This is a genomic window from Klebsiella sp. 141153 (genome assembly GCF_032601995.1).
In the GTDB taxonomy this organism is placed as follows: Bacteria; Pseudomonadota; Gammaproteobacteria; order Enterobacterales; family Enterobacteriaceae; genus Klebsiella; species Klebsiella aerogenes.
On the sequence record NZ_JAQIRJ010000012.1, the window covers coordinates 135,723 to 154,397 of the forward strand.

Sequence of the window (18,675 nt, forward strand, 5' to 3'; positions counted from 1 at the left end):
CCACAACCGTAAGGGGAAATTACATCTATGGATCAGGCGTGTACTCTGGAAAGTTTTCTCGCCCGCGTTCAACAGCGCGACCCGCATCAAACTGAATTCGCTCAGGCCGTCCGCGAAGTGATGACCACTCTGTGGCCGTTCCTTGAACAGAATCCGCGCTATCGTCAGCTCAATTTGCTGGAACGCCTGGTCGAACCGGAGCGCGTCATCCAGTTCCGCGTCGTCTGGGTTGACGATCGCAATCAGGTTCAGGTTAACCGCGCCTGGCGCGTGCAGTTCAACTCCGCAATTGGCCCATACAAAGGTGGTATGCGTTTCCATCCGTCGGTCAACCTGTCGATCCTTAAGTTCCTGGGCTTCGAACAGACCTTCAAAAACGCCCTCACCACGCTGCCGATGGGCGGCGGTAAAGGCGGCAGCGATTTCGACCCGAAAGGTAAAAGCGACGGCGAAGTGATGCGCTTCTGCCAGGCTTTGATGACGGAACTGTATCGTCACCTCGGCCCGGATACCGACGTTCCGGCGGGCGATATCGGCGTTGGCGGCCGCGAAGTCGGCTTTATGGCCGGCATGATGCGCAAACTTTCCAACAACAGCGCCTGCGTCTTCACCGGCAAGGGTCTCTCCTTCGGCGGCAGTCTCATCCGCCCGGAGGCCACCGGTTACGGTCTGGTTTACTTTACGGAAGCGATGATTAAGCGCCACGGTCTGGGCTTCGAAGGGATGCGCGTCGCGGTATCCGGCTCCGGCAACGTGGCGCAGTTCGCCATTGAGAAAGCGATGGAATTCGGCGCGCGCGTCATTACCGCCTCCGACTCCAACGGTACGGTGGTAGACGAAGCCGGCTTCACTAAAGAGAAACTGGCGCGCCTGATCGATATTAAAGAGCGTAGCCACGGCCGCGTCGCCGACTACGCGCGCGAATTCGGTCTGACCTACCTCGAAGGCCAGCAGCCGTGGTCAGTGCCGGTAGATATCGCGCTGCCGTGCGCGACCCAGAACGAACTGGATGTCGATGCCGCGCAAATGCTGATCGCCAATGGCGTTAAAGCGGTTGCCGAAGGCGCCAACATGCCCACCACCATTGCCGCCACCGATCTGTTCCTCGACGCTGGCGTGCTGTTCGCGCCGGGCAAAGCAGCCAACGCCGGCGGCGTTGCCACATCCGGCCTTGAAATGGCGCAAAACGCCGCGCGTATGGGCTGGAAAGCGGAGAAAGTGGATGCGCGTCTGCATCACATTATGTTGGATATTCACCACGCCTGCGTCGAGTACGGCGGTGAAGAGAAGCAGACCAACTACGTCCGCGGTGCCAATATCGCCGGCTTCGTCAAGGTCGCTGACGCCATGCTGGCGCAGGGTGTGATTTAATCTGTGTCTTTATCCCCGACGCCCGGCGTCGGGGATATCAACTCTACTCCATGGTAATCACCACTTTCCCCAGATGATTACCGCTATCGAGGCAGGCATGCGCCTGCGCGATTTCAGCCATCGGATAGCTGGCGTAAATCAGCGGCTTACATTTACCCTGCGACAGCAGCGGCCAGACGTGGTCCTTCAACGCCTGAGCGATCTGCCTTTTTTCTTCTGCGCTTCGGCCGCGCATCGTTGAACCGGTCACGGTCGCGCGCTTGAGCATCAAGGTTTGAATATCAACATCATGGGCGATTCGCCCGCCCATAAAGCCGATAATAACCAGCCGCCCGTTTCGTTTCAGCAGTTCCAGGTTACGATTAAAATAGGGTCCACCCACGATATCGAGAATAACGTCGACGCCTTTACCATCGGTCAGCTGAGTGATTTTCTCTGCGAAATCATCGGTTTTATAATTGATGGCCGTGGCATAAGGACGCAGCGCCGCCACTTTTTCTTCCTGCCCGACGGTGGTATAGACTTTCATACCTAACTCATGACACAACAGGATCGCCGTCGTCCCGATGCCGCTGGCCCCGCCGTGAATCAGGACGCTTTCATGAGGTTGCGCCCGGCCCATCTGAAACAGGTTCACCCACACGGTGAAGAAAGTTTCAGGTATCGCCGCCGCTTCGCTAAAACTCAACCCAGGCGGTATTGGCAACGTTTGCCCCGCCGGTACCGCGCAATACTCCGCATAGCCGCCGCCGTTGGTCAGGGCGCAAACCTTATCGCCGGGATGAAAATCCGTCACCTGCGATCCTACCGCCGCGACCACCCCAGCGACTTCCAGTCCGGGTATCGGCGTTACCCCTTCCGGCATCGGATAAACGCCCTGTCGCTGTAAGATATCCGGCCGATTGACGCCAGCGGCTTTAACCTGGATCAGGACGTCGTTATCACCGACCGAGGGGATGTCGCCTTCACCAATCTGAAGAACCTCCGGGCCGCCCGGTTGACTAATTGAGATATACTTCACTGCTCCCCCTCATCATCAGATTGCTGTTACTTTGCATATTCGTCGAGCAACGCTTTTGCCGCCAACTGACCGAGCGCATTCGCCGCAAAAGGGCTGTCCCCGGTCAGTACTTTACGGTCCTGATGTACACGACCTTTAATATCGCTGTTTACGATCTCAAGCCCCATTGCTTTTAACGCTTCGCCAAAATACCAGGTCAGGTGACCGGGCATATAGCCGATATCAGGCGTTTGTTTATCGGCGGCATCCGGAAACGCGCAAATAGCATAACCGTTTAACGGATTCTCCCCCTGTCGTAACGCGAGGAACGCCGCCGGGCCGTGACAGAGCGAAATCACAAACCGATCGTGTCGTATCGCCCAGCGCAGCGTTTCGGCGACGGCTTCGCTCTCCGGCAGGCCGATAAGCGCACCGTGGCCGCCGGGAATAAATACCGCCGCATAATCGCTATCAGCATCCAGCTGCGCTACGACGTCAGAAAGGGCCAGGGGCTGGCGGAACTGCGGAAGATAACGCTCGAAGAACGGCATAATCTTTTGGTCTTCGCGCGGCATCGCCCAGTATTCAAACTTGACCATTTGCCCGGAGAGCGTCGCAATATCAAAATCGAAACCTGCGGCGTGCAGATGGTACATCGGCAGCAGCGTCTCTACCGGATGATTACCGGTCGAAAAGAGCGCGCCGTTATCGGTAGGCAGATAACGTTCATCGGCGGCGATAACCAGCACTTTCCGCCGTCCATTATAGCGCCGCGTGTAATCAGCGCCGCTGAGGTCAGACACCGGGCTGGTAAACTGGCTGAGAGAATAGGCCGAAGGAAAAAAAGCATTCTCTTCAGCATGGTCCACTTGCGGTTGTTTACTGATTTGTTCGCTCATCATCTTTTCCTTTTCATCTGCGGATATAGCGATTATTCACTGTGTGGCGGCGATATTTCACCGTTCAGCATCGCCACCTGGACGGCCTGCGCCGTGGTCACCACTCTCAGGCGACCGCGCGCATGGCGCAAATGATTCTCCACCGTACGTTCAGAGATCCCCAGCACGGCGGCAATGTCTCCCTGCCTAAGCCCTTTGGCTACCAGAGTGAGTACTTCGATTTCTCTCCGGGTCAGTACGGTTGCGTTACCTTCCTCAACAGAGCTCAACAATCTCCGCGCGCAATGAAATGCCTCTATGCCCAGTAACATCAGCAGCATTTCGGCTCGTGGAGAAGCGTCGATGGCCATGCCGCCAAGGCTCAGCGCCCCTTCAATCCCCGTGCGGCCGAAAATGGGGATCTGCATGCCATGAAGCGCGCCTTTCAAGGGAACGTCGACAATTTGATACTCACTGCTGGCCGTGTCACTACCGGTTTTTCGCCACAAAAATGGCCGGGAGGTATGGATGAAATGCTGGTTGACCGGACAGCGCTGCAGGTAGGTTTGTTCATCTACCTCATCGTCAAACCAGTGCCCTTCAATCCAGTAAATGCGTTCAATATAGGGAGTACGTAGTGGGGAAATAGAAAATAGTACGATCCGGTCATAGCCAAAAGCGGACATCACGTTTCTGACGTGTCGTTGCAGTTCAGCCATGGTGCTGACCGATCTGATTTTGAGGATACTGTCCATTGGATCGTTTGCCATCATCATCCCTTCTTTAACATCAATGACCCTATTTTAGAGCAGGGAGGCGGAAATGATATGCGGGAAAACCCTCAACCGGGTTAAGCGCCCTCAGGCGGAAGGGCGTTTTAGCTAAGCCCCTCCGTGGCGAGGGGCGGAGACATTATTGCGGACTTTCCGGCGCGATATCCGCCGCCGGCTTTTTGCCTTTCGGCTTACCCTTCCCTTTACTAAACGATTTTTTCGCTCCGCCTGGCGCAACCAGCCCGCGGAACTGGCGCACCGGCGTGCTCCGCGCCTGATCGATAAGCTGGAAAAGCGTCCCTACCAGCGGCTGCATAAAGTCCTGATAGCGGCACTGTTTTTCGCTGATTTGCGTCAATACCGACTCCCAATGGGCGGTCATATCCGGGCGCGCGGCCATTTCCGGCAGGGAATGGATTAGCGCCCGACCGGCGTCCGATGAGTGGATATAGCGCCCCTTTTTATTCAGGAAACCGCGCTTAAACAGCAGCTCGATAATCCCTGCACGGGTCGCTTCCGTCCCCAGACCGTCGGTTGCGCGGAGGATCTTTTTCAGTTCTTTATCCTGCACAAAGCGGGCAATACCGGTCATCGCCGACAGTAGCGTCGCGTCGGTAAAGTGGCGCGGCGGCTGGGTCTGTCGCTCCACCACTTCACCTTTTTCGCACAATAGCTCATCGCCTTTGGCGACCACCGGCAGCGGCGTACCGTCGTTCTCTTCGTCGCGCTCTTTGTTGCCAAGCAGCGCGCGCCAGCCCGCTTCGGCGAGGAAGCGCGCCTTAGCGACAAATTTGCCGTTAGCAATATCAAGGTCAATCTGGCACTTGCGGAATACCGCATCCGGGCAGAACTGCATCAGATACTGACGAGCGATCAGGTTGTACACCTTCTCTTCGTTATCGTTGAGTTTGACCTGACTGCTGCGCGCGGTCGGGATAATCGCGTGGTGCGCATCGACCTTTTTATCATCCCAGCAGCGGTTGCGGATCTCCGGATCCATCACCGGCTGCGGTAGCAGATCCGGCGCATGGACGCTAATCGCGTTCAGTACCGCATGGCGGCCAGCAAAGTGTTCTTCCGGCAGATAGCGGCTATCCGAACGCGGATAGGTAATTAGCTTATGGGTCTCATACAGCTTCTGGCAGATATCCAGCACGTTCTGCGCGCTGAAGCCGAAGCGTTTCGCCGCCTCAATCTGCAACGCCGACAGCGAAAACGGCAGCGGCGCCGGTTCGGAATCGCGTTTATCGTTATAGCCGGTTACGATTGCCGGCTGCCCTTCTATGCGTTTAACGACATGCTCGGCCAGCGGACGATGCAGTAAACGCCCCTCTTCATCCTGATAGGGTTCGCAGGCTTCGCTTGGCACCCAGGTGGCGATAAACCGCTCGTCTTGCGGCGTGACAATATGCGCTTTGACGTCAAAGAAATCTTTGGCGACGAAGTTTTCAATCTCTTCATCGCGACGGACTACCAGCCCCAATACCGGCGTCTGTACGCGGCCAACCGACAACACTCCCTGATAGCCGGCATTACGCCCGAGAATGGTGTAGGCGCGGGTCATGTTGATGCCATACAGCCAGTCGGCGCGAGCGCGGGCCAGCGCCGACACGCACAGCGGGACAAACTCGCTATTCGCGCGCAGGCGGTTAATCGCCCGTTCAACCGCCTGTGGGTTAAGGTCGTTAATCAGGCAACGCTGCACCTGCTGGCGCTTTTCCGGCGCCAGCTGCAGGTAGTCCAGCACTTCATCGACCAGCAGTTGCCCTTCTCTATCCGGGTCACCCGCATGAACCACTTCCTGCGCCTCGCCAAGCAAGCGCTTGATGACGTTCAGCTGTTTTGTGACCGACGGTTTTGGTTGTAGTTGCCACTTTTCCGGAACGATGGGCAGGTCGAGCAGATTCCAGCGCGCATAGCGGCCGTCGTAAACATCCGGCTGCGCCTGCTCCAGCAGGTGGCCGATACACCAGGTGACCACCTGCCCGTTGCCGCACTCAATAAAACCATCGCCTTTGCGATGCGGTTTTGGCAACACATCGGCGATAGCGCGACCGAGACTCGGTTTTTCTGCAATAAACAACCGCATCTAATCAACGGATCTCGATCATTGGACGCCCGCCGCGGGCGGTTACCAGCTCGCCAATGGCGGCCAGCTTGATGCCAAATTCCGCGGCAGCGGCCTGGACTTCGGCTTCAGCTTCCGGCGTTACCGCCAGCAGCAGGCCGCCGGAAGTTTGCGGATCGCACAGCAGATCGCGCCATTCCGCCGGCATCTCGCCCATCAAATGACCGTAGCTGGCAAAGTTGCGCCCGGTGCCGCCCGGCACCGCTCCGGCGGCGATATAGGCTTCAACGCCCGGCAGTTTCGGGATATCGGCGTAATTTAGCTGCGCCTGAACGCCCGCGCCGCGGCAGACTTCGCTGAGATGCCCCAGCAGACCGAAACCGGTGACGTCCGTCATCGCTTTTACCCCTTCGATATTGGCAAATGCGGCGCCGGCAAGGTTCATCTGGCACATGGTCTCCGTCGCCAGCCCCTGATGTTCCGGCTTCAGCAGCGATTTCTTCTCGGCGGTAGTCAGCACGCCAATGCCCAGTGGTTTGGTCAGATACAGCTTACAGCCCGCCTGCGCGGTGCTATTTTTCTTGATACGTTCGGTTGGTACCACGCCGGTCACCGCGAGCCCGAAAATCGGTTCCGGCGCATCGATGGAGTGACCGCCCGCCAGCGCAATTCCGGCCTGCTGGCAGGCAAAACGCCCGCCTTCAACCACTTCGCGAGCAATCTCCGGCGCCAGCGTGTTGATTGGCCAGCCAAGTATCGCAATCGCCATAATCGGTTTGCCGCCCATGGCGAAAATGTCGCTGATGGCGTTAGTCGCCGCGATACGGCCAAAATCAAAAGGATTATCGACGATCGGCATGAAAAAATCGGTGGTGCTGATGATCGACGTCCCGTTACCCAGATCGTAGACCGCCGCATCATCGCTGGTTTCGTTGCCGACAAGCAGGTTCGGGTCGACAAACTTCGCCTGCTCGCTATGCAGAATGGTTTCCAGCACTTTGGGGGAAATTTTACAACCGCAACCGGCTCCGTGGCTGTATTGCGTTAAACGAATAGCTTGCTCGCTCATGGACATCTCCTGTCATTGCAATCCCGCTATGGTAGCGCCCAAACGGCAAGGTGATAAGTGCGACAGTCCGAAATCGCGAGTGGTTGCTCATTAAGCAGACAAATATGCGTTTTTGCGATACCGAACAATTTTTTCAATGTGATTTTAACTTTTACTTACAGATGACAAAAATGTGACTAAAAACAAAACCATTGTTCTGGACATATAACACCGTAAGGAAATGTAGATGAAAAAGCGCGTTCTCGCCCTCTGCCTCGCCAGCCTGTTTTCCGTTAACGCTTTCGCACTGGTCCCTGCCGGCAACGATGCGACAACCAAACCCGATCTCTATTATCTGAAAAATGCCCAGGCCATCGATAGCTTGGCGCTGCTGCCGCCGCCGCCGGAAGTTGGCAGTATCGCATTTTTAAACGATCAGGCGATGTATGAGAAAGGACGACTGCTGCGCAATACCGAACGCGGTAAACTGGCGGCTGAAGATGCCAACCTTAGCGCCGGCGGCGTGGCGAATGCCTTCTCCAGCGCCTTTGGTTCGCCCATCACCGAAAAAGACGCGCCGCAGCTGCATAAGCTGCTGACGAATATGATTGAGGATGCCGGCGATCTGGCCACCCGCAGCGCGAAAGAAAAATATATGCGCATTCGCCCGTTTGCGTTCTACGGCGTCTCAACCTGTAACACCACCGAGCAGGACAAGCTGTCGAAAAACGGCTCTTATCCTTCCGGTCACACCTCAATCGGTTGGGCAACCGCGCTGGTACTGGCGGAGATCAACCCGCAACGACAAAACGAAATTCTCAAGCGCGGCTATGAGCTGGGCGAAAGCCGGGTTATCTGCGGCTATCATTGGCAGAGCGACGTCGATGCGGCGCGTATTGTCGGCTCGGCGGTTGTAGCGACCCTGCATACCAATCCGGCTTTCCAGCAGCAGTTGCAGAAAGCCAAAGATGAATTCGCCAAAACGCAGAAGTAACGTCATCGCCTTTGCATTCCCGGAGGCGGCGCGCTGCGCCTTCTCCGGGCTACCAAATCGCAAAGCGCTGTAGCCCCGGTAAGCGGCAGCGCCACCGGGGATTTTGAGATAGCCAGCATCAGTAGTTTCAGCCAGCATGGTGAATAAATTAAAGGCAGGCCGCACGCCCCGTAGGCCGGGTAAGGCGCCAGCCGCCACCCGGCGTAACAAGCGTTGACTCAGAAGCGCGTGACGAACGGCGCGGTATCCGGTCGCGCAAACGTGGTTGCTGCTTTTAACTGCGGCGTGCCGAGGTAAAGGAAACCGACAATTTTGTCCTGCTCGCGGCAGCCAAAGCCTTCGCGGACAACCGGACTCTCGGTTAACGCGCCGCTACGCCAGATACCGTTAAAGCCCTGCGCCACTGCGGCCATTTGCATCGCCATCACCGCGCATCCGGCGGACATCTCCTGTTCCCACTGCGGCACCTTCGGATGCTCTTCGCAGCGCGCGACCACCGCGATAATCAACGGTGCGCGAAACGGCGCATTGCGTGCTTTTTCAATGGCTTTTTCATCCTGCCCGGCGGCCATCGCCCCTTTTTCCAGCAGTTGACTAAAGCGTTCGCGACCATCATCGGCAATAATAAAGAACCGCCACGGCTGTAACGTACCGTGATCCGGCGCGCGCATCCCCGCATGAAGGATATTTTCCAGCTGTTCGCCAGCCGGAGCCGGGTCGGTCAGGCGCGACGCGCTGCGGCGATTTACCAGTAGTTCGAGAGCATCCATCTGTGTAACTCCTGTGATGTCATTTTGCATAAAATTAACATGCGCATGGATTTTGTTACAGCCCGATGGGTGATTCCTGCTGACAAGCGTCGGCACTCTCTTTAGGATAGCCAGACGCGGCAGCCCCTGCGGCTGACCCATCATCAAAATATTAGGGAGAATACATGCGAACCCTTTGGCGATTTCTTGCCGGATTTTTTAAATGGACATGGCGAATACTCAATTTCATTCGCCAATTCGCGCTGAACCTGGTGTTCCTGGCACTGGTGCTGATTTGCGTCGGCATCTGGGCGCAGTTTAGCAGCAGCACCGCGGAACATACCGCACGCGGCGCGCTGCTGATGAACATCACCGGCGTGGTAGTTGATAAGCCTTCCGCCAGCAGCAAACTGGGAGTCATCGGTCGCCAGCTGTTCGGCGCCAGTTCCGATCGTCTGCAGGAGAACTCACTGTTCGATATCGTACAGACGATTCGCCAGGCGAAAGACGACCGTAATATCACCGGTATCGTACTGGATCTGAAAAACTTCGTCGGCGGCGATCAGCCTTCGATGCAGTACATCGGTAAAGCGCTACGCGAGTTCCGCGACAGCGGTAAACCGGTATATGCCGTCGGCAGCAGCTACACCCAGGGGCAATACTACCTGGCGAGCTTCGCAAATAAAATTTGGCTCTCGCCGCAGGGTGAAGTCGACCTACACGGCTTTGCCACCAACGGTCTGTACTACAAATCGCTGCTGGATAAACTGAAAGTCTCGACCCACGTTTTCCGCGTCGGTACCTACAAATCCGCCGTCGAGCCGTTTATTCGCGACGACATGTCGCCGGCTGCGCGTGAAGCGGACAGCCGTTGGATCGGCGAACTGTGGCAGAACTATCTCAACACTATTGCCGCTAACCGCCAGATCACCGCGCAGCAGCTGTTCCCCGGCGCTCAGGGCGTGATCGACGGCCTTCGTAAAGTCGATGGCGATACCGCGAAATACGCGCTGGATAACAAGCTGGTCGACGAGCTGGCCACCTCGACGGAAGTGGAAAAGGCGCTGACTAAGCAGTTTGGCTGGAGCAAAGCGGATAACAACTATCGCGCCATCAGCTACTACGATTACAACGTCAAAGCGCCTGCTGAACAGGGTTCAGCGGTAGCGGTTATCTTTGCGAACGGCGCCATCATGGATGGTGAAGAAACGCCGGGTAACGTCGGCGGCGATACCACCGCGGCGCAAATCCGCGACGCGCGCCTGGATCCGAAAGTGAAAGCGATCGTTCTGCGCGTCAACAGTCCTGGCGGCAGCGTCAGCGCCTCGGAGGTCATCCGCGAAGAACTGGCGGCGGCGAAAGCGGCGGGTAAACCGGTGGTGGTCTCAATGGGCGGCATGGCGGCATCCGGCGGTTACTGGATCTCCACCCCTGCGGATTACATCGTGGCGAACCCGAGCACCCTTACCGGCTCCATCGGTATCTTTGGCGTGATTAACACGGTGGAAAATACGCTCGGTTCAATTGGCGTCCATACCGATGGCGTCGCCACCTCGCCGTTGGCCGATGTCTCAACCACCAAATCGCTGCCGCCGGAAGTGAAGCAGTTAATACAGCTGAGCATCGAAAACGGCTATAAGCGCTTTATCACCCTGGTGGCTAACGCGCGTAAGAGCACACCGGAGAAGATTGACCAAATCGCGCAAGGCCACGTCTGGACCGGTGAAGACGCCAAGGCCAACGGTCTGGTGGATAGCCTCGGCGATTTCGACGACGCGGTGGCGAAAGCCGCGGAGCTGGCGAAACTGAAACAGTGGCATATCACCTGGTACCAGGAAGAACCAACGTTCTTCGCGATGGTGATGGATAGCCTGACCGGTTCAGTGCGCGCGGCTCTGCCGGCCGCCATCCAGGCATACCTGCCTGCGCCGGTTGCGGCAGCCGCGGACGTTGTGAAAACGGAAAGCGATAAACTGGCGGCATTTAACGATCCGCAGAATCGCTATGCCTTCTGTCTGACCTGCGCCAATATTCGTTAATCCCCCGTCTGCCCCCGCCGTGGGGCAGCGTTTCAACGACATTAAATTCAAGCGCTTCTCTGCAACTCCCAGGGTTAGCGCTTTATTTTTTTGCCTGCCACTTTATACTGCGCCTGTTCACATCCAACCTAAGCGATGCTATGCAAAAGAAATCGATTTACGTTGCCTACACCGGTGGGACCATCGGTATGCAGCGCTCCGATCACGGTTATATCCCCGTTTCCGGCCACCTGCAGCGCCAGCTGGCGCTGATGCCCGAGTTCCACCGCCCGGAGATGCCGGACTTCACTATTCATGAATATGCGCCGTTGATGGATTCGTCTGATATGACGCCGGAAGACTGGCAGCATATCGCTGACGATATTCGCGACCACTACGACCAATACGATGGCTTTGTTATCCTGCACGGCACCGATACCATGGCCTTCACCGCTTCGGCGCTGTCGTTCATGCTGGAGAACTTAGGTAAGCCGGTGATTGTGACAGGGTCACAAATCCCGCTAGCCGAGCTGCGTTCCGATGGGCAAATCAATTTGCTCAATGCGCTGTACGTCGCCGCCAACTATCCCATCAACGAAGTTTCGCTGTTCTTCAATAATCGTTTGTATCGCGGCAACCGCACGACTAAGGCCCACGCAGACGGTTTTGATGCCTTTGCTTCGCCAAACCTCGCGCCACTGCTGGAGGCCGGCATCCATATCCGCCGTCTCGGTACCCCGCCGGCGCCGCACGGAAATGGCGAGCTGATCGTTCACCCGATTACGCCGCAGCCGATCGGCGTGGTCACCATCTATCCGGGGATTTCTGCCGATGTGGTGCGTAACTTCCTGCGTCAGCCGGTGAAAGCGCTGATCCTGCGCTCTTATGGCGTAGGCAATGCGCCGCAGAACGGCGAGTTTATTCAGGTCCTGGCGGAAGCCAGCCAGCGCGGTATCGTGGTGGTGAATCTGACGCAATGCATGTCGGGTAAGGTGAATATGGGCGGCTACGCCACCGGCAACGCACTGGCGCAGGCCGGTGTCATTAGCGGTTTTGATATGACCGTGGAAGCGACGCTGACCAAGCTACACTATCTGCTCAGTCAGAACCTTGATGGTGCGGCCATTCGAAACGCCATGCAGCAAAACCTGCGCGGCGAGCTGACCCCCGATGAATAAGGAGCATGCTATGAGCCACCGCGCACTGCTATTGGTCGACCTGCAAAACGATTTCTGCGCCGGCGGCGCGCTAGCCGTCCCCGAAGGCGATAGCACCATTGATATCGCAAATCAGCTGATCGACTGGAGCCTGGCGCGCGGCGACGCCATCATCGCAAGCCAGGACTGGCATCCGGCCAACCACGGCAGCTTTGCCAGCCAGCATCAGGCAGAACCCTATGCCCAGGGCGAGCTTGATGGCCTGCCGCAGACTTTCTGGCCCGATCACTGCGTGCAGCATAGCGATGGCGCCGCGCTGCACCCGTTACTGAAACAGCAGGCCATCAACGCCGTGTTTCATAAAGGGCAAAACCCGGCAATCGACAGCTACAGCGCGTTTTTCGACAACGGTCACCGGCAGAAAACCGAACTGGATGGCTGGCTACGCGCGCACGGCGTGACGGAGCTGAACATTCTTGGCCTCGCGACGGATTACTGCGTTAAATTTACCGTGCTCGATGCGCTGGATTTGGGCTACACCGTTAACGTTATCACCGACGGCTGTCGCGGTGTCAACCTGCAGCCGCAGGACAGCGCCGTTGCCTTTATGGACATGGCCGCCGCCGGAGCCACGCTCTACACCCTCGATGACTGGCTGGAAACTCAGCCCTGACGTCTCGCCCGGCGTGCCTCACGCCGGGCGGTATTTACCGCCTCGTTGACCTCGATAAATTGAGCTGTCTCGCAGTTTCCCCGGATAAGGGCTGATACTGTGGGCAGGCTGTTTTTTCGCCACGCCATTTCCGTGGCGTGTGCATTTTTATTATTGTCAAAGAGGAACTCCGATGAAACTTTTGCCCTTGCTGGCAGCATTACCCCTGCTCTGCGCCTCTGTCGTTTCCGCGCAATCTTACATGTCGGTCGGCTACTTTAACGGCGGCGGCGACGTCACCGCAGGCCCCGGCGGCGATATCGACAAGCTTGATGTCCGACAAATAACCCATCTTAACTACTCGTTCGGCCTTATCTACAACGATGAAAAAGACGAGACCAACGACGCGCTGAAAGATCCTGACCATCTCCATCAAATCTGGCTGTCGCCGAAAGTACAGGCGGATTTACAAAAACTGCCGGCGCTACGTCAGCAAAACCCGGATCTAAAAGTCCTGCTCTCCGTCGGCGGCTGGGGCGCGCGTGGATTTTCCGGCGCGGCAGCCACGCCGGAAAGCCGGGCGGTGTTTATTCGTTCGGTTCAGCAGGTCATTAACCAGTATGGCCTTGATGGCATCGATCTTGACTGGGAATTTCCGGTTAACGGCGCCTGGAGATTAGTGGCTAGCCAACCGGCGGATCGCGATAACTTTACCGCGTTGCTTAAAGAACTGCGTGCCGCCGTTGGCACTAAGAAACTGGTGACCATCGCCGTGGGCGCTAATGTTGAAAGTCCAAAAAGCTGGGTCGACGTGAAAGCGGTCGCCCCGCAGCTGGATTACATCAATCTGATGACCTACGACATGGCCTACGGCACGCAATATTTCAACTCCAATCTGTATGACTCCCGCCACTGGCCGACGGCGGCCGCAGCGGATAAATACAGCGCCGATTTTGTGGTTAATAACTATCTGGCTGCTGGTCTCAAACCCAGCCAAATGAATCTCGGTATTGGTTTCTATGGCCGGGTACCGAAACGTGCCGTCGAGCCAGGCATCGACTGGAGTAAGCCGGATGCGCAGAAAAACCCGGCCACTCAACCTTACTTCGGGGCGCAGCAAATCGAGTTGTTTAAATCGCTGGGTTATGACCTGAGGAAAGATACCTATGTGAAATACAACGATATTGTCGCCAAACTACTAAACGATCCGCAGAAACGCTTTACTGAACATTGGGATGACGAAGCGAAGGTGCCGTGGTTATCGGTAAAATCAGCCGATGGCAAAGCGCTATTCGCCCTGTCCTACGAGAACCCTCGTTCGGTGGCGATCAAAGCCGATTACATCAAGAGCAAAGGGTTAGCGGGCGGCATGTTCTGGGAATATGGCGCAGATGATAAAAACCAGCTTGCCCGACAGTTGGCCGAGTCGCTAGGTATCAAGACGCAGTAAAGCGCGAGCCCCGGAAGCACGACGCGACCGGGGTGACTTAAAGAGCCGCCCGGTTAAACCGGGCGCTCAGTGCAGCAGATTACTGCGGTTTGAACGTCGCAATCGGCTTCGGCACGATTCCGAAATCCTCTTTCAATTGCTGTTTGCTCTTCATCACCATCTGACCGTTGGTGTCGATGGTCATATGCTGCGCATCCGTGTTGTTGCGCGCCTGCCACAACATCACCAGCTGCATGCTGTTTTCTTTTTGTTCCGGGGTCAGCGCAACGCCGTCCGGCCATTTTCCTAACTCCACCGCGGTGGCTAAACGTTGGTACAGTTCCGGCGTCATACTGGCAATAATTTGCTCGATATCCATCTTCTGCTCATCCGACTTGGAATAATTTGCTGAATCGTTTCTTAGCCTTTAGTTCGCTCGCCGTTTTGGTCATCGGTGAAGCTTAATGAGGCCGAATTGACGCAAAAACGCTCGCCGGTCGGCTGCGGGCCATCCGGGAAGACATGCCCCAGGTGCGCATCGCAATTGCCACAGCGAATTTCCGTACGCTGCATACCGTGGGAGTAATCATTGAGATAACGAATCGCGTCGTCGCTCACCGGCTCATAGAAGCTCGGCCAGCCACAGCCGGAGTCATACTTGGATTGTGAGTGAAACAGCGGCGCATCGCAGACCAGGCAGTGGTAGATGCCGTCTTTTTTGTTATGCAGCAACCGACCGGTAAACGGCGGTTCGGTACCGTGATTCTGCGTCACATAAAACTGCATCTCGCTCAATTCTTGTTTGAGCTCGTCAGGAGATGGTTTATTAGCCATGTGATTACTTCTCGCTTTGAAAGGGCAACTTTACCCGTCGATTCTAACAAAACATTAACAATGAAACCTGTACTTTTGTTCTAAACTTATCCGATGCCATCAGGCAGCCAGATAATTGTGATACTAATCACATTTTTATCTTATATGACCTTTAAAATTCCGGACGCAGTCCCCATATGGAATTGGGCTCAAAGGGAGAGTGAGGCAAATCAATCGCGCAAAGGTCTGCTCAGGATTGATTTGTCGCAATGATTGACACGATTCCGCTTGACGCTGCGTAAGGTTTTTGTAATTTTACAGGCAACCTTTTATTCACTAACAAATAGCTGGTGGAATATATGACTATCAAAGTAGGTATCAACGGTTTTGGCCGTATCGGTCGCATTGTTTTCCGTGCTGCTCAGAAACGTTCTGACATCGAGATCGTTGCAATCAACGACCTGTTAGACGCAGAGTACATGGCTTACATGCTGAAGTATGACTCCACTCACGGTCGTTTCGACGGCACCGTTGAAGTGAAAGACGGTCATCTGGTCGTTAACGGTAAAAAAATCCGTGTTACCGCTGAACGTGACCCGGCTAACCTGAAATGGGACGAAGTTGGTGTTGACGTTGTTGCTGAAGCAACCGGTATCTTCCTGACCGACGAAACCGCTCGTAAACACATCACCGCTGGCGCGAAAAAAGTCGTTCTGACTGGCCCGTCCAAAGACAACACTCCGATGTTCGTTCGCGGCGCTAACTTCGACACTTACGCAGGCCAGGACATCGTTTCTAACGCATCCTGCACCACTAACTGCCTGGCTCCGCTGGCTAAAGTTATCAACGACAACTTCGGTATCGTTGAAGGCCTGATGACCACCGTTCACGCTACCACCGCAACTCAGAAAACCGTTGATGGCCCGTCTCACAAAGACTGGCGCGGCGGCCGCGGCGCAGCTCAGAACATCATCCCGTCCTCTACCGGCGCTGCTAAAGCTGTAGGTAAAGTACTGCCAGAACTGAACGGCAAACTGACCGGTATGGCGTTCCGCGTTCCGACTCCGAACGTATCCGTTGTTGACCTGACCGTTCGTCTGGAAAAAGCAGCGTCCTACGAAGAAATCAAGAAAGCAATCAAAGCGGCTTCTGAAGGCGCAATGAAAGGCGTTCTGGGTTACACCGAAGACGACGTTGTATCTACCGATTTCAACGGCGAAGTTTGCACTTCCGTGTTCGATGCTAAAGCTGGTATCGCACTGAACGACAACTTCGTGAAACTGGTTTCCTGGTACGACAACGAAACTGGTTACTCCAACAAAGTTCTGGACCTGATTGCTCACATCTCCAAATAAGTTGAGATGAACAAGTAATTAATAAGAGCGGCTTCGGTCGCTCTTTTTTTTGCCTGAAAGAGGATGGCGTAATGATTAATAAAATTTTTGCTCTCCCGGTGATTGAACAACTTTCTCCTGCTTTATCCCGCCGCCAGCTGGACGATCTTGAACTTATCGTGGTTGACCACCCGCAGGTAAAAGCTTCCGTCGCCCTACAGGGCGCTCACCTGCTCTCCTGGCAACCGGCCGGTGAAGAAGAAGTTTTGTGGTTGAGCAACAATACCCCATTTAAAAGCGGCGTCGCCCTGCGCGGTGGCGTACCCATCTGCTGGCCGTGGTTCGGCCCATCAGCGCAACAGGGGCTGCCGTCGCACGGTTTCGCACGTAACCTGCCGTGGGCGCTAAAATGCCAGGACGAAGATGAAAACGGCGTGATGCTGACCTTCGAGCTCCAGAGCAGTGACGAAACCCGCAAATACTGGCCGCACGACTTCACGCTGTATGCGCGCTTCAAGCTGGGTAAGACCTGCGAGATCGAACTGGAAGCCCACGGCGAGTTTGAAACCACTTCTGCCCTGCACACCTACTTCAACGTTGGCGATATCGCGGCGGTGAAAGTTAGCGGCCTTGGCGATCGCTATGTTGATAAAGTGCTGAATGCCGAAGAAGGCGTGCTGAAAGACGGCATCCAGACCTTCCCTGACCGTACCGACCGCGTTTATCTGAACGCCGAAGCCTGCAGCGTGATTCATGATGATGTCCTGAAGCGCAACATCGATGTGGTCCATCGCCACCACGGTAACGTCGTTGCCTGGAACCCGGGCCCGGCGCTTTCCGTCAGCATGGGCGATATGCCGGATGATGGCTACAAAACTTTCGTTTGCGTCGAAACCTGCTGCGTGACCGTGCCGCAGAAAGCCAGCGAAGAGAAACCCACCCGCCTGGCGCAGACCATTCGCGTCGTGAAGCGTTAATCAACGCGCAAACCCTGTACGAAAACGCCCAATAACCGTCGGGCGTGAGCGGGTAGACTATGTGCGCCTGATGGCGCTTCGCTTATCAGGCCTACTTAAATGGGGCGACAGGGAGCGGCCAGTCGCCACCAACACCGGCAGTGTCAGTAACCATAGGTACGAGATAGAGATTTAAGCTCACAATGGCACGGACCGTAGGCCGGATAAGGCGTAGCCGTCACCCGGCATAAACGCGAATTGTCGTGGGAGTTCGCCACTTTCGCGCCACCGTATAGCAAAACAGGGCATAACGCCCTGTTTTGATGCACAAAAAAGTCTGTCGTAGTGCGCTGTTAGAAGGTGTAGGTAATCCCGGTCGAAATCAGGCCGCTCCAGGATTTGTCCACCATCGGGCTATCGGTGATTTCGTCAGACAAACGAGTGTAGCGGGCGATACCGTAAACGCTCCAGTCGCCGAGGAAACGATAGTTCGCCGCCAGCTCCAGATACGGGTTCCAGCTGCTGTCAGGATCGTAGCTGCGCATGCCGCTGCGATTAGACTCATGCTTCGAGACGCCGTAGTAGTATTCGTTTTGATTGTCGCTGTTCCACTCCACGCCAATACCCGGCGTCAGGGTGAGGTTGCCGTTGGTATAACGGTACAGCCAGGCCAGATCCCAGGTGATACCGTTGCTGTTGTCCAGCGTATCACCGGCAAGCGTCGTACGCAGGAATCCGTACTGAGTGTTATGAACGTAGCTCAAACCCGCCATCATGGTGGATTTGCGGCGGTCCAGCTTGCGCATCTGCGAATTGTCGCTGTCGCCCGGCTTGAAATACATCGGCGACCAGTAAGCGGTCACGGACAGTTTGTCGTTGGTATCATTCCACAGGTAGTAACCACCACCCAAACCGTGGAACCAGAAATTATCACTTTCATAACTAATGACAGGTACCGGATAAACATCTGCATCATATTGTTTATAAGGATGCTCGACGACGCCCACGCCGGCCCCCAGCGTTAACTTCCCGTCAGCGTGCGCTGCGCTAGCTGACGTCGCGATGAACACACCCAGTGCCAGAAGTTTGATTTTAGTCACGATCCATATTCCTGTTGTCAAATAATTAGCGCGTGTAGTTTAACGTCGTAGAGGTTATGCCTCAAATGCTTTACTTGCTCTTACACTAAACCGAACAATTTCCCACTGCTTGATGACCGCCCTCTTGCAACTTCATGACGCATTGATGAACGGCTTTGGCAAGATATGCGAAAAATTGCCTGGTTTCCGGATGAGTTATTGATATGTCATTGAAATTGAGTTTTAGCGGCATGCAAGTTTTCTAAATGCATCTACGCTTAAATTTAGAAGGTGTAGTCGCAGAGCACGTTATCCAAATCGCTTCTGTAACCTGGCACGAGGGTTGCTGAGAAGTG

The 18,675-nt window shown here is 55.6% G+C and carries 17 protein-coding genes; 8 read left to right on the forward strand and 9 right to left on the reverse strand.

Features of this window, described 5'->3' with window-relative positions:
• Positions 1–27: 27 nt before the first annotated feature.
• Positions 28–1,371, forward strand: coding sequence for an NADP-specific glutamate dehydrogenase (gdhA, locus tag PGS10_RS20890; RefSeq protein ID WP_316423431.1), 1,344 nt, complete (start codon positions 28–30; stop codon positions 1,369–1,371).
• Between the two features lie 43 nt (positions 1,372–1,414).
• On the opposite strand, the gene PGS10_RS20895 is transcribed toward gdhA, so the two are convergent.
• The 5 genes from PGS10_RS20895 to selD all read right to left on the reverse strand — a co-directional run bounded on the left by PGS10_RS20895 (position 1,415) and on the right by selD (position 7,159).
• Positions 1,415–2,392 carry an NAD(P)H-quinone oxidoreductase gene (locus tag PGS10_RS20895; RefSeq protein WP_047045103.1) on the reverse strand — a complete coding sequence of 326 codons (978 nt, stop codon included), beginning with the start codon at positions 2,390–2,392 and terminating at the stop codon, positions 1,415–1,417.
• Positions 2,393–2,418: 26 nt separating this feature from the next.
• Entirely contained in the window at positions 2,419–3,270 is an 852-nt protein-coding gene (hchA, locus tag PGS10_RS20900; RefSeq protein ID WP_047045104.1) for a glyoxalase III HchA, read from the reverse strand.
• 32 nt (positions 3,271–3,302) lie between these two features.
• A complete protein-coding gene (locus PGS10_RS20905; RefSeq protein WP_227508626.1) occupies positions 3,303–4,022 on the reverse strand; it encodes a PA1136 family autoinducer-binding transcriptional regulator in 720 nt (239 codons plus the stop codon).
• A gap of 139 nt (positions 4,023–4,161) precedes the next feature.
• Entirely contained in the window at positions 4,162–6,111 is a 1,950-nt protein-coding gene (locus PGS10_RS20910) for a DNA topoisomerase III (RefSeq protein ID WP_015366158.1), read from the reverse strand.
• 4 nt (positions 6,112–6,115) lie between these two features.
• Positions 6,116–7,159, reverse strand: coding sequence for a selenide, water dikinase SelD (gene selD / locus PGS10_RS20915; RefSeq protein ID WP_045360482.1), 1,044 nt, complete (start codon positions 7,157–7,159; stop codon positions 6,116–6,118).
• Between the two features lie 226 nt (positions 7,160–7,385).
• On the opposite strand from selD, the gene phoC reads away from it, so the two are divergent.
• Positions 7,386–8,132, forward strand: a complete 747-nt coding sequence (phoC, locus tag PGS10_RS20920) for an acid phosphatase PhoC (RefSeq protein ID WP_015705781.1) — start codon at positions 7,386–7,388, stop codon at positions 8,130–8,132.
• 218 nt (positions 8,133–8,350) lie between these two features.
• Here phoC and PGS10_RS20925 read toward each other — a convergent pair whose 3' ends face one another.
• A complete protein-coding gene (locus PGS10_RS20925) occupies positions 8,351–8,902 on the reverse strand; it encodes an NAD(P)H nitroreductase (RefSeq protein WP_047045108.1) in 552 nt (183 codons plus the stop codon).
• Positions 8,903–9,066: 164 nt separating this feature from the next.
• On the opposite strand from PGS10_RS20925, the gene sppA reads away from it, so the two are divergent.
• From sppA to PGS10_RS20945, 4 genes are all read left to right on the forward strand, one after another.
• On the forward strand, positions 9,067–10,920 hold the full coding sequence (gene sppA / locus PGS10_RS20930; RefSeq protein ID WP_213797713.1) for a signal peptide peptidase SppA: 1,854 nt from the start codon (positions 9,067–9,069) through the stop codon (positions 10,918–10,920).
• Positions 10,921–11,060: 140 nt separating this feature from the next.
• Positions 11,061–12,077, forward strand: a complete 1,017-nt coding sequence (gene ansA / locus PGS10_RS20935) for an asparaginase (RefSeq protein ID WP_045393280.1) — start codon at positions 11,061–11,063, stop codon at positions 12,075–12,077.
• Positions 12,078–12,087: 10 nt separating this feature from the next.
• Complete coding sequence (gene pncA, locus PGS10_RS20940; protein ID WP_045393282.1) at positions 12,088–12,729, forward strand: bifunctional nicotinamidase/pyrazinamidase; 642 nt, start codon at positions 12,088–12,090, stop codon at positions 12,727–12,729.
• 172 nt (positions 12,730–12,901) lie between these two features.
• Positions 12,902–14,158, forward strand: a complete 1,257-nt coding sequence (locus PGS10_RS20945) for a glycoside hydrolase family 18 protein (protein WP_316423434.1) — start codon at positions 12,902–12,904, stop codon at positions 14,156–14,158.
• 79 nt (positions 14,159–14,237) lie between these two features.
• Here PGS10_RS20945 and PGS10_RS20950 read toward each other — a convergent pair whose 3' ends face one another.
• Entirely contained in the window at positions 14,238–14,516 is a 279-nt protein-coding gene (locus tag PGS10_RS20950) for a YeaC family protein (RefSeq protein ID WP_015366149.1), read from the reverse strand.
• Between the two features lie 41 nt (positions 14,517–14,557).
• A complete protein-coding gene (gene msrB, locus PGS10_RS20955) occupies positions 14,558–14,971 on the reverse strand; it encodes a peptide-methionine (R)-S-oxide reductase MsrB (protein ID WP_045393286.1) in 414 nt (137 codons plus the stop codon).
• A gap of 338 nt (positions 14,972–15,309) precedes the next feature.
• On the opposite strand from msrB, the gene gapA reads away from it, so the two are divergent.
• Together gapA and PGS10_RS20965 are read left to right on the forward strand one after the other, a co-directional pair.
• A complete protein-coding gene (gapA, locus tag PGS10_RS20960) occupies positions 15,310–16,305 on the forward strand; it encodes a glyceraldehyde-3-phosphate dehydrogenase (RefSeq protein ID WP_004203784.1) in 996 nt (331 codons plus the stop codon).
• 71 nt (positions 16,306–16,376) lie between these two features.
• Positions 16,377–17,261: a D-hexose-6-phosphate mutarotase gene (locus tag PGS10_RS20965; RefSeq protein ID WP_213797711.1), complete on the forward strand. Its 885-nt coding sequence runs from the start codon at positions 16,377–16,379 to the stop codon at positions 17,259–17,261.
• Between the two features lie 332 nt (positions 17,262–17,593).
• On the opposite strand, the gene PGS10_RS20970 is transcribed toward PGS10_RS20965, so the two are convergent.
• Positions 17,594–18,340: a MipA/OmpV family protein gene (locus PGS10_RS20970; RefSeq protein WP_047076760.1), complete on the reverse strand. Its 747-nt coding sequence runs from the start codon at positions 18,338–18,340 to the stop codon at positions 17,594–17,596.
• Between the last annotated feature and the right edge of the window lie 335 nt (positions 18,341–18,675).